The following is a 22,405-nucleotide window of genomic DNA, read 5'->3' as shown; positions in this document are numbered from 1 at the left end:
GCGACGGCCAAAGCCAGCGCACATTTCTTGAATTTGACAGAATTATTCTCGATCACGACCATGCCCTGAGCGTATGACTTGGGAGAATCAAATTAACATCATGGACTTAGCATTGCAAGCTAAACCCGCTTCTGAGTTACGGACTTTTTGCGTATAGCCAACAAATAAAAAAACGGGGCAAAAGCCCCGTTTTTTGGCAATTCATGCCATATCAGGCGTCGAGCAGGATGCGCAGCATGCGGCGCAGCGGCTCGGCGGCACCCCACAGCAACTGGTCGCCGCAGGTGAAGGCGGCCAGGTATTCCGGGCCCATCGCCATCTTGTGCAGACGGCCGACCGGCACCGTCAGCGTGCCAGTCACGGCAGCCGGCGTCAGTTCGCGCTCGGAAATCTCGCGATCATTCGGCACGACCTTGGCCCACGGATTGGCCTTGGCCAGCATGTCGCTGATTTCGTCGAGCGGCACGTCCTTCTTCAGCTTGATGGTCAGCGCCTGACTATGGCAGCGCATCGCGCCGATGCGCACGCACAGGCCGTCGATGGGAATCGAACCGGCCGTACGGAAAGCCGGCTTGCCGAGAATCTTGTTGCACTCGGCGCCACCCTTCCACTCTTCCTTCGACTGGCCGTTCTCGTAGGGTACGTCGATCCACGGGATCAACGAACCGGCGAGCGGCGTGTTGCGGAAGTTCTTCTTCGGGAAGCTGTCGGAACGAATGGTCTCGGCAACCTTGCGGTCGATGTCGAGAATGGCGGAAGCCGGATCGGCCAGCAGATCCTTGACCGAGTCATGGATGGTGCCCATCTGCGCGATCAGCTCGCGCATGTTCTGCGCGCCAGCGCCGGAAGCAGCCTGATAGGTCATCGAGGTCGCCCATTCGATCAGGTCGTTCTGGAACAGCCCGCCAAGGCCCATCAGCATCAGCGACACCGTGCAGTTGCCACCGATCCAGTTCTTGCCACCCTTGGCCAGCGCGTCCTTGATCACGTTCATATTGACCGGATCGAGCACGATCACCGCATCGTCGGCCATGCGCAGCGACGAGGCAGCATCGATCCAGTGACCGTTCCAGCCGGCAGCGCGCAGCTTGGGGAAGATTTCCTTGGTGTAGTCGCCGCCCTGGCAGGTGATGATGATTTCGCAGGCCTTCAGCGCATCGATGTTCGAAGCGTCCTGCAGCGGCAGCGAGGCTTCCTTGCCGCCGAACATCGGTGCCTTGCCGCCAGCGGCGGAGGTCGAGAAATAAACCGGATCGATGAAGGCGAAATCGCCCTCCTCGACCATGCGCTGCATCAGCACGGAACCAACCATGCCACGCCAACCGACCAGACCAAGCTTCTTCATTTCATCAATCTCCGAATCAAACCCTTGTACAACGCGCCAGCGCGCGTTTGGTATTACGCCAGCGCGGCAAGAACCGCGTCACCCATTTCCCGGGTGCCGACTTTGGTCGTTCCACGCTCGTAGATGTCACCGGTACGGAAGCCCTGAGCGAGCACCGTCTTCACCGCGTTCTCGACGCGCAGCGCCTGCTCTTCGAGGCCGAAGGTGTAGCGCAGCAGCATCGCCGCCGACAGGATGGTAGCCAGCGGATTGGCCACGCCCTTGCCGGCGATGTCCGGTGCCGAGCCGTGCGACGGCTCGTACAGCCCCTTGTTCCTGTCGTCGAGCGAGGCCGACGGCAGCATGCCGATCGAGCCGGTGAGCATCGAAGCTTCATCGGACAGGATGTCGCCGAACATGTTGCCGGTGACCATCACGTCGAACTGCTTGGGCGCCTTCACCAGTTGCATGGCGGCGTTATCGACCAGCATGTGGCTGAGTTCGACGTCCGGGTAGTCCTTGCTCACTTCGATCATCACGTCGCGCCAGAGTTGCGTGCATTCGAGGACGTTCATCTTGTCCACCGAGCACAGGCGCTTGTTACGCTTCTGCGCCGCCTGGAAGGCAACGTGGCCGATGCGGCGAATTTCCGACTCGCTATAGACCATGGTGTTGAAGCCGACGCGCTCGCCGTTCTCCTCGCGCACGCCGCGCGGCTGACCGAAGTAGATGTCGCCGGTCAGTTCGCGGACGATCAGGATGTCGAGCCCGGCGACGACTTCCGCTTTCAGCGTCGAAGCGTTGGCCAGTTCCGGGTAGAGGATCGCCGGACGCAGGTTGGCGAACAGGTTGAGATCCTTGCGGATGCCGAGCAGGCCGCGCTCCGGGCGCTTCTCGCGGGGCAAACTGTCCCACTGCGGACCGCCGACGGCGCCGAGCAGGATGGCATCGGCTTCGCGCGCCAGTTTCTGCGTCGCCTCCGGATAGGGATTGCCCGTGGCGTCGACGGCACAGCCGCCGAGCAGCGCTTCTTCCATCTCGAACTTGAGGTCGAGCGCCTTGAGCACGCGCACCGCTTCGGCGGTGATTTCCGGACCGATGCCGTCACCCGGCAGCACACAAATCTTCATGTTGTCTCCTTATTGGGCGAACAGCCAGGGCTGCTCGACGCGGCGCTTCTCTTCGAAGGCCTTGATCTTGTCGGCGTGACGCAGGGTCAGGCCGATGTCGTCCCAGCCGTTGAGCAGGCATTCCTTGCGGAAGGCGTCGACCTGGAAGGGAATGGCGTGACCGTCGGGGCGTACCACCGCCTGCGCCGGCAGGTCTACGGTCAGCTTGTAGCCCGGCGTCGCCTCGACCTGCTGGAACAGCGCCTCGATTTCGGCAGCCGGCAGGACGATCGGCAGGATGCCGTTCTTGAAGCAGTTGTTGAAGAAGATGTCGGCGAAGCTCTCGGCGATGATCGCCTTGAAACCGTAATCGAGCAGGGCCCACGGCGCGTGCTCGCGCGAGCTGCCGCAGCCGAAGTTGGCACGGGTCAGCAACACTTCGGCACCCTGGTAGCGCGGCTGGTTGAGCACGAAGTTGGGGTTCTTCGGGCGCTGCGAATTATCCTGGCCGGGCTGGCCGACATCCATGTAGCGCCACTCGTCGAAGGCGTTCGGGCCGAAACCGGAACGCTTGATCGACTTCAGGAACTGCTTCGGGATGATCGCGTCGGTATCGACGTTGCTGCGGTCGAGCGGCGCCACCAGCCCGTCGAGGCGTACGAACTTGTCCATGAACCTGCCTTACTTGGTCGAACGCTGGATGGCTTCGCCACCCTTCTCAATATCCTTGCCGATTCCCTGGACGGTGTTGCAGCCCATTGCGGAAACCAGACCAGCCACGACCAACAGCAGAACAAACGCTTTCTTCATCATCGGTTCCTTTCAGAGAATATCGCGGACGTCAGCAAAACGGCCGGCCACCGCGGCAGCGGCAGCCATCGCCGGGCTGACCAGGTGAGTACGACCGCCAGGACCCTGGCGGCCTTCGAAGTTACGGTTCGAGGTCGAGGCGCAACGCTCGCCCGGTTCCAGACGGTCGGCGTTCATCGCCAGACACATCGAGCAGCCCGGCTCGCGCCATTCGAAACCGGCGGCGATGAAGACCTTGTCCAGGCCTTCCGCCTCGGCCTGGCGCTTGACCAGGCCGGAACCCGGCACGGCCAGTGCCAGCTTAATGTTGGACGCGATATGGCGGCCCTTCAGCACGGCTGCCGCCTGGCGCAGATCCTCGATGCGGGAATTGGTGCAGGAACCGATGAACACCTTGTCGACGGAAATGGACTTGAGCGGAACGTTGGGATTGAGACCCATGTATTGCAGCGCGCGTTCCATCCCCTCGCGCTTGACCGGATCGGCTTCCTTCGCCGGATCGGGCACGACGGCGTCGATGCCGACCACCATTTCCGGCGACGTGCCCCAGGTCACCTGCGGCCGGATTTCTTCGGCCTTGAGGGTGATCACGCGGTCGAAGCGGGCGCCCGGATCGGAATGCAGGGTGCGCCAGTAGGCAACGGCCTTGTCCCAGGTTTCGCCACGCGGCGAGAACGGACGGCCCTTCAGATAATTGATCGTGGTGTCGTCGACGGCGACGAAACCCATCCGGGCGCCGCCTTCGATCGCCATGTTGCACAGCGTCATGCGCCCTTCCATCGACAGGCTGCGGATCGCGCTGCCGCCGAATTCGACGGCATAGCCGGTACCGCCGGCGGTACCGATGGCGCCGATGATGGCCAGCGCCACGTCCTTGGCGGTGACGCCCTTGCCCAGGCGCCCCTCGACGGCGATCAGCATGGTCTTCGACTTCTTCTGCACCAGGCACTGCGTCGCCAGCACATGCTCGACCTCGGAGGTACCGATGCCGTGCGCCAGACAGGCGAAGGCGCCATGCGTCGAGGTGTGCGAATCGCCGCAGACGACGGTCATGCCCGGCAGCGTGGCGCCGTTTTCCGGGCCGACGACGTGCAGGATGCCCATCCGCGGATCCTTGAACGGGAAATAGGCGAGCGCGCCGACTTCGCGGATGTTGGCGTCGAGCGTCTCGACCTGCAGGCGGGAGATCGGATCCTTGATCCCCTCTTCCCAGTGGTCGGTCGGCGTGTTGTGATCCGGCGTCGACACGATGGAAGAAACGCGCCACGGCTTGCGTCCGGCCAGCTTCAGGCCCTCGAAGGCCTGCGGACTGGTGACTTCGTGGACCAGGTGACGATCGATATAGAGGAGGGCCGTTCCATCCGCTTCCTGATGGACGACGTGATTCTCCCAGAGCTTGTCGTAAAGGGTCTTCGACATGGAACCTGAAGTTGTGCGGTAAAGCCTTGGATTATTGCACAGGATCGGCGGTTTTTTCCCGCCCGCCCCCGACGGCGGCTGCATCGGCGGCGACCCAGCGATAAATCAATAGCCAGCCAGCCAGCGCGAAAGCCGCGCCAAGCGAAAAACTCCAGCCGGCGCCCCAGTCGTCCCAGGTACGTCCGCTGATCAACGCACCGACCAAACCGCCAGCACCAAAGGAGAGGCTGGAGTACAAGGCCTGGCCGCGCCCCTGCGACTTGCCGGGAAACCACTGCGTGATGGCGGCGATCGCCGCCGCGTGGTAAGCGCCGAAAGTCAGCCCGTGCAGCAACTGGGCGAAGATCATCGCCGCCGCCGATTCAACTGCCCAGCCCATGATCAGGAAGCGCAGGACGGCCGCCGCGAAACTGACGAGCAGGATGTCGCGCAACGAAAAGCGCCGGGTCAGCCGTGGCATCAGCAGGAAGACGCCGATCTCGGCGAGCACGCCGAGCGACCACAGGAGGCCGACCGCGGTCTTGGCGTAGCCGTGACCGCTGAGGTGGATCGAGTAGAAGACGTAGAAAGCGCCGTGCGCCGCCGACATCGCGAAACAGGCGCCAAGCAGCGCCAGCACCTTGGACTGACGCAGGATGCGAGTAATCGGCGGCGACTCGACCGCTACCGGATGCACCGGCGCTTCCGGCAGGATCAGCGCAAAACCGAGGATACCGGCGAGGATCAGCGTACACACCCAGAGCACGCCGACCGGCGCCACGGCATCGAGCAAGGCACCAGTACTCATCACGGCAACGATGAAACCGATCGACCCCCACAGGCGGATGCGGCCGTAGCGCCCGCGTTCTTCGCGCAGGTGATCGAAAGTCAGCATCTCGACCAGCGGCAGCGCGCCGCTCCAGAAGAAGGCGAGGATCGCCATCGCCAGCAGCATGCCGGGCAGACCATCGAGCCAGAAGAAAGCGGAGAACCCCACCAGACCAACCAGACCGGCGAGGCGGATGATCAGCATGCGGTGACCGAAGCGGTCGGCCACCCAGCCCCAGAGGTTGGGACCGAACAGGCGCATCAACTGCATCTGCGACATCAGCAGGCCGATGTCCCAGGCGGAAAATCCGCGCGCCTGCAGGTAGAGCCCGAAGTACGGGGAAAACGCGCCGATGAAGGCGAAGTAGAAGAAATAGTAGCCCGCCAGGGGCCAGCGGCGTGCAAGCTGCATCCGGCCTCCGGATCAGCGCCGGTGGCGGGCGGCTGCCGCCTTATTTCGCCGACTGCTGGCCGGCACGGTAGGCGAGCATCAGGTGGTAAAGCTCGTCCTTCAGCTTGACCCGCTGCTTCTTCATGTCCTCGAAGGTGAAATCGGCGACCGGCATGTCGTGCTCTTCCAGATCCTCGACCCTGCCGGTCAGGCGGTTATAGCTGTCGTGGAGCCGGGAAAAATGCGCGTTGCCGGCCTTGAGGGCGGCAATCGCATCGGCGAATTCGGGAAATTCCTGCTGAAGATCGTGGTGCTCAACCTGCATGATGCTCTCCTCAAGACGCGGCGCCCGCCCCCGGCGGGCATTCGAAAAATCTCAGGCGATGCGGCCCGGCAGGCGCGGCGTCGCGCAAACGACGTCGCCGCACTGCGCCCGGTGGCGCAAGGCATGGTCGATCAGCACCAGGGCCAGCATCGCCTCGGCGATCGGCGTCGCCCGGATGCCGACACATGGGTCGTGCCGCCCCTGCGTTGCCACCTCGACCGCCTTGCCGTCGACGTCAACCGAACGGCGCGCCTGGGCAATCGACGAAGTCGGCTTGATCGCCATGTTCACGACGATCTGCTGGCCGGTCGAAATGCCGCCGAGAATGCCGCCGGCGTGGTTGCTGGCAAAGCCCTCGGGCGTCATCTCGTCGCCGTGCTCGCTGCCCTTCTGGGCGACCGAAGCGAAACCGTCGCCGACCTCAACCCCCTTGACCGCGTTGATCCCCATCATCGCGTAGGCGATCTCGGCATCCAGGCGGTCGAACACCGGCTCGCCCCAGCCCGGCGGCACGCCGTCGGCGGTGACCGTGATCTGCGCGCCGACCGAATCGAGCGACTTGCGCAACTCGTCCATGTAGCTTTCCAGCGTCGGCACGATTGCCGCGTTGGGTGCGAAGAAGGCATTGCCGTCAATCTCGTCGGCGCTGACGAAGGGAATCCCGATCGGCCCGAGGGCGCTCATCCAGCCGCGGATGCTGACGCCGTAGCGCTCCTTCAGCCACTTGCGGGCGATCGCCCCGGCGGCGACGCGAACCGCCGTCTCGCGCGCTGACGAACGGCCGCCGCCGCGGTAATCGCGAAAACCGTACTTCTGGGTATACGTATAGTCGGCGTGACCGGGACGGAAGGTCGTCGCGATGTTGCCGTAATCCTTGCTGCGCTGGTCCTGGTTACGGATCAGCAGGGCGATCGGCGTGCCGGTGGTCTTGCCTTCGAAGACCCCGGACAGGATCTCGACGCTGTCCGGCTCGCGCCGCTGGGTCACATGGCGCGACGTCCCCGGCTTACGCCGGTCGAGCTCGGCCTGGATGTCGGCTTCGCACAAGGCCAGCCCGGGCGGGCAACCATCGACGACACAGCCGATCGCCGCGCCGTGCGACTCGCCGAACGAAGTCACCGTGAAAAGGGTACCGAAAGTGTTGCCGGACATGAGATCACACCTGTTTGGGGAGGGCGGATTCTAGCACGCGCCCCCAGCCGCTCCGCCGCTCAGGAACGCGCCTCTTCCGGCCAGTTCTTGATGTAGTTCTTGAGCAGCGTGTTCTCCAGCGTCTGCTCTTCTAGCACCGCCTTGGCGACGTCGAGGAAGGAAATGACGCCGAGCAGTTGCCCCTGTTCGAGCACCGGCAGATAGCGCGAGTGCTTTTCGATCATCAGGCGGCGCAGCGAATTGGCTTCCATGTCGGGAAAGGCCGTCACCGGATCGGCGACCATGAAGTCGCTCACCTGCAGTTCAGGGTTGCCCGCCTGCATCGCCTTGATCACTTCACGGAAGGTGACGATACCGACCATCCGCCCCTCGTCCATCACCACCAGCGACCCGACGTCGAGTTCGGCCATGGCATCGATCACCGCCGGCAGCTTCTGCCCCGGCGTCGTGGTGTAGAGGGCGCCGCCCTTCACCCGCAGTATTTCCCTGACCAGCATGTTTTCTCCTAGGCGCCGCCCAGCGGCTGTTGCAACGATCTTAGATCAGGCCGAACGATTCGCAAAGTGGCCTCGCCAGGCGCTTTCCAGCCCTCAGCGCGGGAACCGGAAATTCATGCCATACGAAAGCGAAAAACTATCAGAGCATTTAACAAAATTTATGGCTTTGCCACTTGCCGAACGTCATAGTTAGCTATACACTTTGACATATGACCTAAGTAATACCCCAGCAGGACAGGTCAATATGATTATTTTTATCGCATTAGGAGAGAATCCATGACTTCCGTCAAAACCATCGAAAAAATCGACGCCCGTGAAATCCGCCGCAAGCTCGGCCTCAACCAGCAGCAATTCTGGTCTGCCCTGGGCGTCACCCAGAGCGGTGGCTCGCGCTACGAGAGCGGCCGCAACATGCCGCGTCCGGTGCGCGAACTGCTGCGCCTGGTCCATGTCGAACAGATCGACATCCGCAATATCAAGCGCGACGACTGGGAAGTGGTCGAATATCTGAAGGCACAGGAACCGGAACTGTTCAAGTCGCTGAAGAAGTCGGCCCGCAGCCACGCCAAGAAAGCCGCCTGATTCCCCCGCCCGACGGGCGGAAATCAACAACGGGGCTCAGGGTGAGACGATCACCCGGAGCCCCGTTTCTTTTTCTATGCTGGCCGCCACCTCGCGCAACGCAGCTTCCGGCAGCGCAGCGAGGCGTGGCGCCGCTGGCTGCTGCGACGGACGCGCCAGACCGTAGAGATGGACGCCGGCCAGGCGCTCGGCAAGCGGCGCCAGCAGCGCGCAGTAAGCGGCCAGCGAGGCGGCGTCCGGCGCCTGGCCGTCGAGCGCGAACCAGCAGGTCTGCACCCAGGTCGGTGCCAGCGCGGCGCAGGTCTCCAGGTTGCGCGCCGCCTTCTCCGGCGCCCAGGCGACGCCGTTGATCGCGGCGACCTCGACGGCGGTCGCCCGATCCAGCTTGAACCAGACCTCGCCGCCAGCCTCGCCCAGGCGACGGATGCCATCCTGCACCGCCGAGCGGTGCAGCAGGCTGCCGTTGGTGATCAGACGCAGCGGCACGTTCAGGCCGAAACGCCGGAGCGCCTCCGCCACCCGCGCCACGGCGTCGGCAAACTCCGGCGCCGAAGTCGGCTCGCCGTTGCCGGAAAAGGCGACATCGACCAGTCGGCGCGCCGTCTCCGGCACCTGGCGGCGCATGAAATCGCCGTTGATCGCGGCGTCGAGAAAGCCCGCCAATTCAGCCTCCAGCCGGTCGAGCTCGAGCGGCGGCGGACCGCCGCGGGTCAATCCTTCGACCTGGCAATAGACGCAGGCCCAGTTGCAGGCGTTGTTCGGATTGAGGTTGATGCCGACCGAGACGCCGCCGGCGCGCCGGGAAATCACGGGATAAACATAGCGGAGGCCGGCACTGTCGCGGCGGTGGTCGTCGGTTCGCAGCATGGGGGCATTGTATAATCAGCCCCCGTCTTGGCGAACCCCAATCCGAAATGCTCATCACCCGCCGCCTGGAATTCGACGCAGGCCACCGCATCCCCGACCACAAGAGCCAGTGCCGCCACCTGCACGGCCACCGCTACGCGATCGAGATCACCCTTTCCGGCAACATCATCGACAAGGCCGGCGACGCCGCCAACGGCATGGTGATGGACTTCTCGCAGGTCAAGGAACTGGCGATGACCCATCTGGTCGGCCGCTGGGACCACGCCTTCCTGGTCTATGAAGGCGACCGCGCCATCGTCGATTTCCTGGCCAGTCTCCCGGACCACAAGACGGTCGTCCTCGACCGCGTGCCGACCGCCGAGAACCTCGCCCGCCTCGCCTTCGACTGCCTCGACGCAGTGTACCGCGACACCTACGGCAACCACCTGCGGCTCGAACAGGTGCGCCTCTACGAAACCCCCAATTGCTGGGCCGACGCGACCCGGCAGGCGCAGGATTGACTTCCCCGGCCCGCCAAGGCTCAGCGCTGGTCCTGACCGGCGGCGGCGCCCGGGCGGCCTACCAGGTCGGCGTCCTCACCGCGGTCGCCAAACTTGCCGGCCGGCAGCGCCGTCACAATCCCTTTCCCATCGTCTGCGGCACTTCTGCCGGCGCCATCAACGCCGTCGGGCTGGCCTGCCAGGCTGAACATTTCGGCCGGGCGACAACCACCCTGGCGCGTTTCTGGCGTGACCTGCGCGCCGCCGACATCTATCGCAGCGACGCGCTCGGTGTCGGCGCCGCCGGCGCCCGCTGGCTGGGCGCGCTGTCGTTCGGCTGGCTGCTCGGCCGGGCGCCGCGCTCGCTGCTCGACAACGCGCCGCTCGCCACCCTGCTCCGGCGCAGCATGGACTTCGCCGGCATCGAAAGGGCGATCGCCGGCGGCGCCCTGCGCGCGGTCAGCATCTCCGCTTCCGGCTACGAATCGGGCGAGAACATCAATTTCTTCCAGGCCCACCCCGACGCCGCGCCCTGGCACCGCTTCCAGCGTATCGGCGTACGTACGCAACTGGGCGTCGAACACCTGCTGGCGTCGAGCGCGATTCCCTTCATCTTCCCGGCGACGCGGATCAACCGCGAGTATTTCGGCGACGGCTCGATGCGCCAGCTGGCGCCGCTGTCGCCGGCCATCCACCTGGGCGCCGAACGCCTGCTGGTGGTCGGCGCGACGCGCGGCAACGAAAAGCGCGAGCGCCGCCAGGTCGACGACTATCCGTCGCTGGCGCAGATCGCCGGACACGCGCTGGCGAGCATCTTCGTCGATGGGCTGGCCGTCGACATCGAACGCATCCAGCGCATCAACCGCACCGTCTCGGCGATCCCGGAAGCGCTAAGGGCGCAGTCGGGAATCGCGCTGCGGCCGATCGAGACGCTGATCATCTCGCCGTCGGAAAGCCTCGACCGCATCGCCGCCGAACACGCCGGCGCCCTGCCCTGGCCGATCCGCCTGCTGCTCGGCGGGATCGGCGCGATGAACCGGCAGGGCGGCGCGCTGACCAGCTACCTGCTGTTCGAGAAGCCTTTCATGCGCAAACTGATCGAACTCGGCCACGCCGACACGCTGGCGCGTGCCGACGAGGTCGGTCGCTTCCTCGATCTCTGACTCAGGTGCTGGCCTCGACCAGACGGCGGGCGCGAACACCGGCAGCCAGGCGCTCGAGCACGAGCAGGCTGTCGTCCCAGTTGAGACAGGCATCGGTGACGCTCTGACCGTAGGTCAGCGGCTGGCCCGGGACGATATCCTGACGCCCCTCGACCAGGTGCGACTCGACCATGACCCCGACGATGCGCTCCTCGCCGGCCGTCAATTGGGCGGCGACGCTGTCGCAGACTTCCATCTGCAGCTTGTACTGCTTGCGGCTGTTGCCGTGCGAGAAATCGACCATCAGCCGCGCCGCCAGGCCGGCCTTGGCGATTTCCTGGCAGGCCGCGTCCACGCTGGCGGCGTCGTAGTTGGGTTCCTTGCCGCCGCGCAGGATGACGTGGCAGTCCTCGTTGCCCATCGTCGACACGATCGCCGTATGGCCGGACTTGGTCACCGACAGGAAATGGTGCGGCGAATTGGCCGAACGGATGGCATCGACCGCGATGCGCATGTTGCCGTCGGTGCCGTTCTTGAAGCCGACCGGGCAGGACAGGCCGGAAGCCAGTTCGCGATGCACCTGCGACTCGGTGGTGCGCGCGCCGATGGCGCCCCAGGCGATCAGGTCGGCGGTGTATTGCGGGGTGATCGTGTCGAGGAATTCGGTCGCGCAGGGCAGGCCGAGTTCGTTGACTTCGAGCAGGATGCGCCGCGCCAGGCGGATGCCTTCGTTGATGCGGAAAGTGTTGTCGAGGCGCGGATCGTTGATCAGCCCCTTCCAGCCGACCGTGGTGCGGGGCTTCTCGAAATAGACGCGCATGACGACGATCAGGTCGTCGGCGTACTTGTCGGCTTCGCGGACCAGCCGCTTGGCGTAGTCCATCGCCGCGTCGTAGTCGTGGATCGAACAGGGACCGATCACCACCAGCAGGCGGTCGTCGGCACCGTGCAGGACGCGGTGGATGGCCTGCCGGGCGGCGTAGGTGGTCTGCGCGGCGCGCCCGGACGCCGGATATTCACGGAAGACGTGGGCCGGCGGCACCAGTTCCTTGATTTCCCGGATCCGCACGTCGTCGGTGACCGGCTTGCCTGCTGTCGTCGTGTTCGCTGCCATTTGCTGCACCATCCATCAATCGCCGAAACCGGCCATTCTACCGGAAGGCGGTGGACGAAATCGACGCTGGGCGAATCAGGGCAGTTGCGTCAGGTAATGCGTCAGGGCGACGATGTCGTCGTCCTTGAGCACCGACGTGGCGATCGCCATCAACTTGTCGTTGCGCACGCCGGTCCCGTCGCGATAGAGGGTGATGGCACGCTGCAGGTAGGGACGCTGCTGGCCGGCGAGACGGGGAAACAGTTCGTGCCCGTGCGCCTCGGCGCCGTGGCAGCGCACGCAAAGCTTGTCGAAGAGGACCTTGCCGCGGGCCGCCAGCGCCGGATCAGACTTGTTCGGCGGCACCTTGATGCTGGCGTAGTAGAGGGTGATCTGCGCCCGCTCCTCGTCGTTGAGGACCTTGATCAGCCCCTGCATGAAGGGGTCCTTGCGCTCGCCGGCGCCAAACTTGCGGATCTGCTCGAGCAGGTAGGCGGGGTGCTGGCCGGCCAGGTTGGGCACATCGCCGGTCTTGGCGATGCCGTTGTCGCCGTGGCAGTTGGCGCAGAAGAAACTGGCCTTGCCGCCCGCCGCCACCGCCGCCTGCAGCGCCGCCGGGTCGGCCTGCAGGGCCTTCATGCGCTGATGCGCCGGTGTCTGCGCGAACAAGGCACCACTTGCCATCAGACCTGCCAGGAACAGGATCGCGCGCATCTATCGACTCCCTTTGTCAGCCAAGCCGTAATTATGCCGTTCCGCCTACCGTCAGTCCATCAATCCGCAGCGTCGGCTGACCAACGCCGACCGGCACGCTCTGCCCTTCCTTGCCGCAGGTGCCGACGCCGGGATCGAGCTTGAGGTCGTTGCCGATCATCGAGACGCGGGTCATCGCGTCCGGCCCGTTGCCGATCAGCGTCGCCCCCTTGATCGGCCGCGTCACCTTGCCGTCTTCGATCAGATAGGCCTCGCTCATCGAGAAGACGAACTTGCCGCTGGTGATGTCGACCTGGCCGCCGCCGAAGTTGGCGGCGTAGATGCCCTTCTTCACCGAAGCGATGATTTCCTGCGGGTCGTGGCTGCCGGCCAGCATCATGGTGTTGGTCATGCGCGGCAGCGGCAGGTGGGCGAAGGATTCGCGGCGCCCGTTGCCGGTCGGCGCGACGCCCATCAGGCGGGCGTTCAGGCTGTCCTGCATGTAGCCCTTGAGGATGCCGTCCTCGATCAGCACGGTGCGCTGCGACGGATTGCCCTCGTCGTCGATGTTGAGCGAACCGCGCCGGTCGGCGATGGTGCCGTCGTCGATCACGGTGACGCCCTTGGCGGCAACGCGCTCGCCGATGCGCCCGGCAAAGGTCGAGCTGCCCTTGCGGTTGAAATCGCCTTCCAGGCCGTGGCCGACCGCTTCGTGCAACAGGATGCCGGGCCAGCCGGCGCCGAGGACGACGGTCATCTGGCCGGCCGGCGCCGGCTCGGCCTTGAGGTTGGTCACCGCCTGATGCACCGCCTCCTGGGCGTAGCGTTGCAGCACGCTGTCGTCGAAATAGCCGAAGTCGAAACGACCGCCGCCGCCCGAGGCGCCTTGCTCGCGCTTGCCGTTTTCCTCGACGATGACCGAGATCGAACAGCGCACCAGCGGCCGGATGTCGGCGGCCAGCCGGCCGTCGGAACCGGCGACCAGGACCACCTCGTACTCGCCGGCGAGCGAGGCATTGACCTGCAGCACGCGCGTGTCGAGCGCCCGGGCAAAGCCTTCCAGGCGTTCGAGCAATTTCACCTTGGCGTCGGCCGGCAGCGAGGCGAGCGGGTCGTTCGGCAGGTAGAGCGCGCGCCCCCCGGTCGACGCACGCAGCGCCGGCAACGCGCCGGACTGTCCGGCGGCGGCGATGGCGCGCACCGCGCTGGCGGCGTCGCCGAGCGCCGCAGCACTGATGTCGTCGGAGTAGGCGAAAGCGGTCTTCTCCCCGGAAATGGCGCGCACGCCGACGCCCTGGTCGATGTTGAAGCTGCCCGACTTGACGATGCCTTCGTCGAGGCTCCAGGCCTCGGAGCGCGAATACTGGAAGTAGAGGTCGGCGTAATCGACCTGATGCGTCAGGATCTGCCTGAAGGTCCGCGACAGGTCGGCCTCGCTCAGGGAGAACGGCTTCAGCAGCAGGGATTCGGCTTGCGCCAGCGCGTTGGGTTGGCTCATGGAACTTCCTTATAGTTTGCGGTGGGCGAGCGCCGGCAGGCTCTCGCGGACTTCGGCGATGCGTTGGTGGTCGAGGTCGGCGATGACGACGCCGGGCCCCTTCAGCTTGCGGTCGAGAATTTCGCCCCAGGGATCGACGATCATGCTGTTGCCGTGGGTCAGGCGGCCGCTTTCGTGGCGGCCGCCCTGACCGACCGCCAGCAGGTAGCACTGGTTCTCGATGGCCCGGGCGCGGAGCAGGATTTCCCAGTGCGCGCGGCCGGTCGTCTCGGTGAAGGCCGCCGGCACCAGGATCAGGTCGACCGGGGCGAGGCTGCGGTAAAGCTCGGGAAAGCGCAGGTCGTAGCAGATCGACAGGGCGATGCGGCCGAACGGCGTGCTCACCGCCACCGGCGTCTCGCCGGCTTCGATGAAGGCGGCCTCGTCGTAGGACTCGTCGCCCTTCCTGAAGCCGAACAGGTGGATCTTGTCGTAGCGGGCGACGCATTCGCCCTGCGGGTTGAAAACCAGGCTGCTGTTTTTCATCTTGTCGGGCGAACTCGCCGTCAGCGGCAGCGAGCCGGCAAAAAGCCACACGCCGTGGCGTTGCGCGGTGCGCGCCAGCCAGTCTTGCACCGGGCCGTGGCCGAAATCCTCGCGCGCCCGCACGCGGTCGGCGTCGGCGGCGCCGATGATCGGGAAATACTCGGGCAGCACGAGCAATTGCGCGCCCTGCGCCACCGCCTCGTCGGCCAGGCAGCTAGCGGCGGCCAGATTGTCGGCGACGCGTGGGCCGGAGACCATCTGCAAGGCGGCGATGCGGCAATTCTGCGGCGTCATGGTTTCTGCTCCTGTGAGGCGGCTGGCGTTTCCGTCTTGCCGGCCTTATCGACCAGCGGATCACTCCAGTTGCCGGTCACATGATAGCGATAGCTGAAAATCTGGTTGAGCGGACTCTTCAATACGGTATTGGCGACCAGTGCCGCGGCGCCAGCCACCGGATTGACCAGGGTCGCGGCACCGATCGCCAGGCCGCTCATTTCCGGTCGGACGACGACCATCAGGTCCTGGGTTTCGTGCTGCAGGTCGGTACTGCCCTCGATCGTCACCTGCACCGCCGGCCCACTGATGTTGAGTGGGTCGATAGTCTTCATGACACCACCGGCGATGGAAAGTTTGCCTTCGATGCTGTCGAAGGCCAGACCTTCGCTGAAGAGATCGCGGAAATCCAGGGTCAGGCGGCGCGGCAGCGATTGCAGCGAAATCAGTCCGAGCAGGCGACCGACGCCGGGTTCAAGCTTGTTGAACTGGCCCTTTTCCGCCTTCACATCGAGATCGCCGCTCAGGCTCGGGTAATGCATCGAGGTCAGCGCGCCATCCCAGCGCAGGCTGCCGGCCAGCCGCGCCTTGCCCTGGCGGACGGCGTTGGCGTAGCCGAGCCGGCTGAGCAGCTTGCCGCTATCGAGCGCGGTCAATTCGAAATCGAGGTCGGTGCGCTGCCGGGCACCGCGCGTCCACCGGCCGCTGCCGCTCAGTTCGCCATCCGGATTGTGCAGGCGCAATTTCTCCAGCAACCAGGAACCGCGCAGGTTGCGGGCGCGCAGTTCGAGACGACCGAGCGATTTCTTGCCCAGCCAGAGATCGTCGACTTCGAGATTCATGCCGGGCAGCGAATCGATCACGCTGCTTTCGCCGCCAGCCGCAGTTCCGCCCTCCGGCTGCGCCAGGCGCAGGTGGCGGAAACGGCCCTCGACCCAGCCGTCGTCGGCACCGCGCCAGGTCAGTTCGCCCGCCGCCTCCGGCGCCTGCAGCGAGATGCGCCAGGCGGCCCCCTGCGGCGCGACGCGCAGGTCGATGTCGCGGTACTCGCTGCCGAACAGGTGCAGTTGCGGCGTCTTGACGCTGACTTCAGCGAGCGCCAGGCCACCGTCAGCGTTGCCGCCATTGCCGTTCTTGCCCAAGCCAAGGAAGGTGCGCCAGGCGTCACCGTCGAGGCGCGGTGCGGCGAGGCGCACCACCAGCCCCTGTGGCGGCAGGCTGGCGTCGCCGCTGCCGACCGCAAAGACACCCTGCGTCCATTTGCCGTCGCGGCGGACGACGGTGCCGCGCGCAACGTCGCCGAGCGTGATGCGGTACTGCTCGCTGCCGGCGTTCGGCGCGCTGCGTTCGATGCGCAGCGGCAGGCGGGCGGTCGCCGTCTTGTTCAGCGGGTCGGGCAGCGGCGAACTGATGCCGACGAGGTCGGAAGTCACCAGCACATAGGCGTTGCGCTTCTGGATCACGATATCGGCCTTCCACGGCGTGCTGCCCGCCAACTGGTCAACCAGCGGCCAGCCGAAATGGCTGGCGACCTCGCCGATCGCCGCGCTGCCGGCCGCCGACACCAGGACCTTGCCGCCCTCGCTGCCGACCTTGACGCGCAGCGGCCCGCCAAAGCCACGACCGGTGATCTCGCTGGCCGCCACCGACTTGTCGGTGAGGTCGAGACGGCCGTTGACCTGGCCGATCATCGGCAGGCCATCGACCAGGTGTACCTGGTTGTCGTGGAAGTGGTAGCTGCCGCGCATCCGGGTTTCCAGCGCCCGGCGCAGCGGAATGTCGAGTTCGAGATCGAGCCGGCCGTTACCGACAGCGCGCATGCCCTCGGTGAAGTGGTCGATCGACGCCGCCACCGGGCTGCGCTCGATGAACTCGAGGAAGGCGGCGGTCGGCCCGCTGGCGGCACCGCGCACCAGCAACATCTCGTCATGGACGTCGAAGTCCGGAATGGTCACCGCGACGTCGCCCAGGCTGGCGCCGAGGATGCGGCCGGCGCTGGCCTTGACCCGCATGCCGTAATCGAAGGCCATGTCGGCTTCGATACCGTCTATCGTCGGCCAGCCGTCGGCGTAGTCGACGCGGGCGTTGCTTGCCTTGGCGGTGACCAGGAACTTGCCGGTCGCCGGGTCGCGGAAAGGGAAATCGCGCAGCTTGCCCTTCAGCACCAGACGGGCGTCGTGCGCGGTGCCGCCGACGATGCCGCGCTTCAGCCAGGCGCGGGCCTCGGCATTGACGGCGTGCGGCATGTAGCGCCAGACGGCGCTGCCGTCGGCGCGGCTGATGCTCGCCTGGAGGTCGATCTCGCCCGGTCCGTCGCCGCTGTAACGATAGCTGCCATGGGCGTTGCCGGTGGCATCGTGACCGGAAAAGTCGAGCCGTTCGATGTCCACCAGGACGCCATCGGCATCCTGCGTCCAGCCGACCCGCGCCTTGAGCAGATCGAGGTCGATATCCGGCTCGGGGAAGACCGCCGGCAGCGAAAGACCGGAAGCGCCGGCGTCGATGTTCAGGCGGCCGCCCTTCTCGGTGAGGTCGATGTTGCCGGCCAGACCGCGGGCGCCGGGGAAATAGCTTTCGGCGCGCACGCCGAGACCGGCAAAGCGGGCGGCCAGCGCATAGCGCGCCAGTTTTTCGCCCTGCAGGCCCCAACTGGTGCGTAGTTCGCTGATCCGCCCCTGCGGCGCGTAGGCCTGCAGCAGTTCGCGGGAGCGCGCATCGAGCGGCAGGTAGCCGGCGAGCCGGGAGAGGATTTCGAGGTCGAGCTGATTCGCCCGGAAATTACCGTTGATCGTCGATTCACCCTGCCGCCAGTCGAGCTGGAAATCCGTTGGCGCCAGCCGGATGCCCTCGCTGGTCTGCAACTCCAGTTGGCGGGCGGCGAGCGACCAGGCCGCCTTGCCGTAGGTGGCGGTGAGCCGGCCGCGCAGACGGTCGAGGTCGAGCGCCGGTAGCTTGCGACTGAGGCGGATGCGTAGATCCTGCAACGCCAGGTCGGCGGTCAGCCGGCTTTCCCCTTCCTTGATCTCGCCCCACAGGCGCACGCCGCCGCGCCCGCGCGGCAAGTCGACCGGGTAGTCGAACCAGGGCTGCCAGCCGGCCAGATCGGCGTATTCGAGTTCGAGGTAGAGATTGCCGGCGTAACGCTCAAGCGCGTCGTGCAGGTCGCCGTTGATCTCGCCGCGCAGGTCGATGCGCGCCGCCAGCTCGGCCGGCGGCACCGCCGACAGGCCGAAGCGATGACGCTGCCCGCGGTTGTCGAGGCCGAACTGGAGGTCTTCCAGGATCAGTGGCGGCGCGGCGCGCAAGGCGTCTTCCCAGACGATGGTCGCGTCGTGGATGCGGATGCGCTTCTGTTCGAGCACCCATTCGGCAAAGGCAGGATCGCTGTCGCCGGTCGATTCGATGCCGGCGACGCTGATCCGCCCGTCGCTGGCACGGCGCACGTGCAACACCGGGTGATCGAAGGAAAGCAGCGCCAGCACCGGGCGCAGTCGCCACAGGCTGTGCCAGGACAGCACGGCGTCGACCCGTTGCAGCGAGAAGCTCGGCGCACCGTCGGCCGCCAGCAACGAGACGCCGTCGAGCACCAGTTCCGGATTGAGTCCCCGCCAGTGGGCGGCGATTTGGCCAATGCGCACTTCCTGGCCCACCGCCTTGCCCGCCAGGCGCTCGATGTCGGCCCGATAGTCGGCAATCGACGGCAGCACGGCAAAGCGCAGCAGCAGGACCAGCGCCACGAAGAACATCCAGCCGACGATCAGCAACCAGCCGGCGACACGCAGCGCAGACGCGACCCAAGGCCGGCCGAGCAAGGCGCGCAGGCCGTGCAGCCGGTAGTACAGCCCCTGGTGGATCAGGCGGGCGTCAGTGGTTTCGGTTTGGCCGGACGGATTATTCAAGCGTCGCGTCGCTTTGCCAGATGCGGTAGGAGGTCACTACAATCGGGGAAATTTATTTGAGGGCGTATTCTACCTTTTCGCCCCGTTGCCGACAGAATCCCATGGACACCCTCCCCGACCCCCGCTGGCAGGCCGCCCTGGCCCACAGCCGCTACCTGAGCAATCTCCTCCAGGCGCATCCGGCGCTACTCCCCGAACTGGCGACAAGCTGGCTGCAACCGCTCGATGAAGCGCTGTTGAGCGCAGCGCTGGCGCAGGATTTCGCCGACGACGAGGCGCTCAAGTCGGCACTGCGCCGGCTGCGTCAGCGGGCGATGGCGCACATCGCGCTGCGCGACCTGTGCAGACTGGCGCCGCTGGCCGAAGTGGTCGAGAGCATGACGCTGCTTGCCGACGTCACCACCAACTTCGCCCTCGCCCACTACCACCGCCAGCTCGCCGCCAGCTACGGCGAGCCGCTCGACAGCCAGGGCCAGCCGCAACGCCTGCTGGTGATCGGCATGGGCAAGCTCGGCGGCCGCGAATTGAACGTTTCCTCCGACGTCGATTACATCTTCGTCTATCCCGAGGACGGCGACACCGCCGGCCCGAAATCGATCGAGAACTACGATTTCTTCACCCGCCTCGGCAAGCGCGTGATCCAGGCGCTCGGCGACATCACCGCCGACGGCCAGGTCTTCCGCGTCGACATGCGGCTGCGCCCGAACGGCGACTCCGGGCCGCTCGTCTGCTCACTCGACTCGCTGGAAAACTACTTCATCACCCAGGGCCGCGAGTGGGAACGCTACGCCTGGATCAAGGGCCGGACGATGAACACCGGCGCCAACCTGCAAACGGAATGGGTCGAGGCGATGCAGAAGATCGGCCGCCCCTTCGTCTTCCGCAAGTACCTCGATTTCGGCGCGATCAACGCGATGCGCGACCTGCACGCGCAGATCCGCCGCGAAGTCGCGCGCAAGGACATGGCCGACCACATCAAGCTCGGCCCCGGCGGTATCCGCGAAATCGAGTTCATGGCCCAGGTGTTCCAGTTGATCCGCGGCGGCCGCGACCCGGCGCTGCAGATCCGGCCGACCCTGGCGGTACTCGCCCTGCTCGTCGAACGCCAGTTGCTGCCGGCCGAAAGCGAGCGCGAGCTGCGCGAGGCCTACATCTTCCTGCGCCGCCTCGAACACCGTCTGCAGTATGTCGATGACGCGCAGACCCACATGCTGCCGGTCGATCCGGCGGAGCGGCAGAAGATCGCCCGCAGCATGGACTTCGCCGACTGGCCGGCGCTGCTCGAGGTGCTCAACGGCCACCGCGGCCGGGTCAGCCGCCACTTCGAGGCCGTTTTCTCCGACCCGGAAGCCGGCGAACATCCGCTGACCGGTCTCTGGCAGGGCCAGCTCGACGACGACACGGCGCTCGAAGCTTTCGGCAATCTTGGTTTCCGCCGGCCGCTCGACGCCATCGCCCGCCTCGGCGAGCTGCGCGCCTCCAGCCGTTACCAGCAATTGCCGGCCAGCAACCGGCAACGGCTCGACGCCGTCGGCCCGCGCCTGATCGAAGCCGCCGGCCAGACGCCCGACCCGGACACGACGCTGGTGCGCGGCATCACCTTCCTCGAAGGCATCGCCCGCCGCGGTTCCTACCTGGCGCTGCTGCAGCAGTATCCGCTGGCCCTGAAGCGCGTCGCCGACATGGTCTGCGCCTCGACCTGGGCGAGCGACTACCTGAACCGCCACCCGCTGCTCCTCGACGAACTGCTCGATCCCCGGCTCTACGAAATCGCCACCGACTGGGCCGGTTTCCGCGACCTGCTGCGCCGCAACCTGGCCGACCACGCCGGCGACACCGAACGCGAGATGGACATCCTGCGCGAGATGCACCACGCCCAGGTGTTCCGCCTGCTGGCCCAGGACCTCTCCGGCCTGCAGACGATCGAATCGCTGTCCGATCACCTGACCGAACTGGCCGACAGCATCGTCCAGGAAACCCTGCCGCTGGTGTGGACCAAGATCAAGAAACGGCACTGCGAGACGCCGCGCTTCGCAGTCATCGGTTACGGCAAGATGGGCGGCAAGGAACTCGGCTACGCCTCCGACCTCGACCTCGTCTATCTTTACGACGACGCCGACGGCGATGCCCAGGAGAACTACACCCGTCTGGCGCAACGCCTGAACACCTGGCTGTCGAGCCAGACGTCGGCCGGCATCCTGTTCGAAACCGACCTGCGCTTGCGCCCGAACGGCGACGCCGGCCTGCTTGCGGTGACCGTGGACGCCTTCCGCGACTACCAGCTCAAACAGGCCTGGACCTGGGAACACCAGGCGCTGACCCGGGCGAGATTCTGCGCCGGCGACGCCGAAGTGGGCGCTCGCTTTGAAGCCATCCGCTGCGAAATCCTGCGTCAGCCGCGCGATCTCGGCAAGTTGCGCGACGAGGTCGTCGCCATGCGCCAGAAGATGTACGACGCGCACGCCTCGAAAAGCGCCGAGATGTTCGGCCTCAAGCACGACCCGGGCGGCATCATCGACGTCGAATTCATCGTCCAGTACCTGGTGCTCGGGCACGCCCACCGGCACTGCGAACTGACCGGCAACCTCGGCAACATCGCGCTGCTGCGCATCGCCGGCGAACTCGGCCTGATCGACCCGGCACAAGCCCTGGCCGCCGGCAATGCCTACCGCGAATACCGCCGCCTGCAGCACGCCCGGCGATTGTCGGCAACGCCGAAAGCGCCGGTGCCGCGCGAGCAGGTGGAGAATCACATTGCCGCTGTCGATGCCCTGTGGCAGGCGGTGTTCGGCGCCCGCGACGGCGCCGGATGAGAAACGGCGGCCATTCGGCCGCCGTCATTGATCTCCCGCTCAGCGCTCGTGGTCGGTCGGGAAAACGATCGTACCGTCGCCCTGATTGCGCTGGATTGTCCGACGCCTTTCCTCGCGCGTCGCCTCGCGGCCACCAAAGGCTGGCGCCCGCGATTCATTACCCCGGCCGCGGTCAGGACGCACATCCTGAGCGGGGCGCGGTGGCGGCGCGGCGCGATCGGGCCCGGGACGCCCATCGTCGCGCCCCCGCGGTGAAGCCCCTGGCCAGTTACGGTCGTCGCGGCGATCATCCCGACGGTCGTCGCGACGGTCGAAACGTCTGTCGTCGCGCCTGTCGTCGCGCCGATCATCGAAATCGCGCCGGGGCGGCGGTACCACATGCGGTGGCGGCGCCCCACGATGCGGCGGACCGGCTTCCCAACGCCCTTCGTGCATGCGCCAGCGACGTCCATCCTGGACCCAGCGCGGCTGTACCCAGACATGGCCCGGGCGCGGTTCAACCCAGCGGCCGGGCACCCAGACATGCTGACGACCGCCCCAGGACCAATAGCCGGTAATCCAGACATACCCCGGGTAAGGGTAATGCCGTTCAGTTAGCGCTGAACGGCATTTTCTTTTTTGCGCAAGCGCTTGTAAACATTAGAGAAGGCTGTTAACTTCCGGCTCGATGCTTTCGAGCCAACTTCACGCGACGACAGAGGTTCTGC

19 protein-coding genes and 1 pseudogene are annotated in these 22,405 nt (G+C 65.9%); 4 read left to right on the top strand and 16 right to left on the bottom strand.

Annotation, left to right across the window (positions count from 1 at the left end; all coding sequences use genetic code 11):
• Positions 1 to 211 precede the first annotated feature (211 nt).
• From asd to ACLIIZ_RS10660, 9 genes are read right to left on the bottom strand one after another with little or no spacing between them, the layout of a single operon-like run.
• Complete coding sequence (gene asd / locus ACLIIZ_RS10700; RefSeq protein ID WP_416692076.1) at positions 212 to 1,345, bottom strand: aspartate-semialdehyde dehydrogenase; 1,134 nt, start codon at positions 1,343 to 1,345, stop codon at positions 212 to 214.
• A 53-nt stretch (positions 1,346 to 1,398) separates the two neighbouring features.
• Entirely contained in the window at positions 1,399 to 2,454 is a 1,056-nt protein-coding gene (gene leuB, locus ACLIIZ_RS10695) for a 3-isopropylmalate dehydrogenase (RefSeq protein WP_416692074.1), read from the bottom strand.
• 9 nt (positions 2,455 to 2,463) lie between these two features.
• The gene (gene leuD, locus ACLIIZ_RS10690) at positions 2,464 to 3,105 is read right to left on the bottom strand and encodes a 3-isopropylmalate dehydratase small subunit (protein ID WP_416692073.1); all 642 of its coding nucleotides are present in this window, start codon (positions 3,103 to 3,105) and stop codon (positions 2,464 to 2,466) included.
• Between the two features lie 9 nt (positions 3,106 to 3,114).
• Positions 3,115 to 3,243: an entericidin A/B family lipoprotein gene (locus tag ACLIIZ_RS10685; RefSeq protein ID WP_416692072.1), complete on the bottom strand. Its 129-nt coding sequence runs from the start codon at positions 3,241 to 3,243 to the stop codon at positions 3,115 to 3,117.
• A 12-nt stretch (positions 3,244 to 3,255) separates the two neighbouring features.
• Positions 3,256 to 4,662 (bottom strand): 3-isopropylmalate dehydratase large subunit, encoded by a 1,407-nt coding sequence (leuC, locus tag ACLIIZ_RS10680; protein ID WP_416692071.1) that lies wholly within the window; start codon positions 4,660 to 4,662, stop codon positions 3,256 to 3,258.
• Positions 4,663 to 4,693: 31 nt separating this feature from the next.
• Entirely contained in the window at positions 4,694 to 5,881 is a 1,188-nt protein-coding gene (locus ACLIIZ_RS10675; RefSeq protein ID WP_416692070.1) for an MFS transporter, read from the bottom strand.
• A 40-nt stretch (positions 5,882 to 5,921) separates the two neighbouring features.
• The gene (locus tag ACLIIZ_RS10670) at positions 5,922 to 6,185 is read right to left on the bottom strand and encodes a YdcH family protein (protein ID WP_416692069.1); all 264 of its coding nucleotides are present in this window, start codon (positions 6,183 to 6,185) and stop codon (positions 5,922 to 5,924) included.
• Between the two features lie 51 nt (positions 6,186 to 6,236).
• Positions 6,237 to 7,337, bottom strand: a complete 1,101-nt coding sequence (gene aroC, locus ACLIIZ_RS10665; protein WP_416692068.1) for a chorismate synthase — start codon at positions 7,335 to 7,337, stop codon at positions 6,237 to 6,239.
• A gap of 59 nt (positions 7,338 to 7,396) precedes the next feature.
• Positions 7,397 to 7,834 carry a CBS domain-containing protein gene (locus ACLIIZ_RS10660; RefSeq protein WP_416692067.1) on the bottom strand — a complete coding sequence of 146 codons (438 nt, stop codon included), beginning with the start codon at positions 7,832 to 7,834 and terminating at the stop codon, positions 7,397 to 7,399.
• Positions 7,835 to 8,110: 276 nt separating this feature from the next.
• On the opposite strand from ACLIIZ_RS10660, the gene ACLIIZ_RS10655 reads away from it, so the two are divergent.
• Complete coding sequence (locus ACLIIZ_RS10655) at positions 8,111 to 8,416, top strand: helix-turn-helix domain-containing protein (RefSeq protein WP_374323826.1); 306 nt, start codon at positions 8,111 to 8,113, stop codon at positions 8,414 to 8,416.
• A 36-nt stretch (positions 8,417 to 8,452) separates the two neighbouring features.
• Here ACLIIZ_RS10655 and ACLIIZ_RS10650 read toward each other — a convergent pair whose 3' ends face one another.
• Positions 8,453 to 9,283: a radical SAM protein gene (locus ACLIIZ_RS10650; RefSeq protein ID WP_416692066.1), complete on the bottom strand. Its 831-nt coding sequence runs from the start codon at positions 9,281 to 9,283 to the stop codon at positions 8,453 to 8,455.
• A 47-nt stretch (positions 9,284 to 9,330) separates the two neighbouring features.
• On the opposite strand from ACLIIZ_RS10650, the gene queD reads away from it, so the two are divergent.
• Together queD and ACLIIZ_RS10640 are read left to right on the top strand one after the other, a co-directional pair.
• The gene (gene queD, locus ACLIIZ_RS10645; protein WP_416692065.1) at positions 9,331 to 9,783 is read left to right on the top strand and encodes a 6-carboxytetrahydropterin synthase QueD; all 453 of its coding nucleotides are present in this window, start codon (positions 9,331 to 9,333) and stop codon (positions 9,781 to 9,783) included.
• Positions 9,780 to 10,925: a patatin-like phospholipase family protein gene (locus tag ACLIIZ_RS10640; protein ID WP_416692064.1), complete on the top strand. Its 1,146-nt coding sequence runs from the start codon at positions 9,780 to 9,782 to the stop codon at positions 10,923 to 10,925. The genes queD and ACLIIZ_RS10640 overlap by 4 nt, the downstream gene beginning before the upstream one ends.
• Position 10,926: 1 nt before the next feature.
• Here the strand turns inward: ACLIIZ_RS10640 and aroG are convergent, their stop codons facing one another.
• The 5 genes from aroG to ACLIIZ_RS10615 form a co-directional block, all read right to left on the bottom strand.
• A complete protein-coding gene (gene aroG / locus ACLIIZ_RS10635) occupies positions 10,927 to 12,018 on the bottom strand; it encodes a 3-deoxy-7-phosphoheptulonate synthase AroG (protein WP_416692063.1) in 1,092 nt (363 codons plus the stop codon).
• Positions 12,019 to 12,093: 75 nt separating this feature from the next.
• Positions 12,094 to 12,711, bottom strand: a complete 618-nt coding sequence (locus ACLIIZ_RS10630) for a c-type cytochrome (protein ID WP_416692062.1) — start codon at positions 12,709 to 12,711, stop codon at positions 12,094 to 12,096.
• A 31-nt stretch (positions 12,712 to 12,742) separates the two neighbouring features.
• Complete coding sequence (gene tldD, locus ACLIIZ_RS10625) at positions 12,743 to 14,188, bottom strand: metalloprotease TldD (RefSeq protein ID WP_416692061.1); 1,446 nt, start codon at positions 14,186 to 14,188, stop codon at positions 12,743 to 12,745.
• 9 nt (positions 14,189 to 14,197) lie between these two features.
• Positions 14,198 to 15,007 (bottom strand): carbon-nitrogen hydrolase family protein, encoded by an 810-nt coding sequence (locus tag ACLIIZ_RS10620; protein WP_416692060.1) that lies wholly within the window; start codon positions 15,005 to 15,007, stop codon positions 14,198 to 14,200.
• Positions 15,004 to 18,885 carry a YhdP family protein gene (locus tag ACLIIZ_RS10615; protein ID WP_416692059.1) on the bottom strand — a complete coding sequence of 1,294 codons (3,882 nt, stop codon included), beginning with the start codon at positions 18,883 to 18,885 and terminating at the stop codon, positions 15,004 to 15,006. Before ACLIIZ_RS10615 ends, ACLIIZ_RS10620 begins: the two co-directional genes overlap by 4 nt.
• A 101-nt stretch (positions 18,886 to 18,986) precedes the next feature.
• On the opposite strand from ACLIIZ_RS10615, the gene glnE reads away from it, so the two are divergent.
• The gene (gene glnE, locus ACLIIZ_RS10610) at positions 18,987 to 21,698 is read left to right on the top strand and encodes a bifunctional [glutamate--ammonia ligase]-adenylyl-L-tyrosine phosphorylase/[glutamate--ammonia-ligase] adenylyltransferase (RefSeq protein WP_416692058.1); all 2,712 of its coding nucleotides are present in this window, start codon (positions 18,987 to 18,989) and stop codon (positions 21,696 to 21,698) included.
• A gap of 39 nt (positions 21,699 to 21,737) precedes the next feature.
• Here glnE and ACLIIZ_RS10605 read toward each other — a convergent pair.
• Positions 21,738 to 22,262, bottom strand: a pseudogene (locus ACLIIZ_RS10605) (hypothetical protein); the annotation flags it as partial.
• Positions 22,263 to 22,405 lie beyond the last annotated feature (143 nt).

This window comes from Azonexus caeni, from assembly GCF_048146105.1.
Taxonomy (GTDB): Bacteria; Pseudomonadota; Gammaproteobacteria; order Burkholderiales; family Rhodocyclaceae; genus Azonexus; species Azonexus aromaticus_B.
Note: the sequence above shows the minus strand (reverse complement) of the source record. Positions and strands in the feature narration are given on the sequence as shown.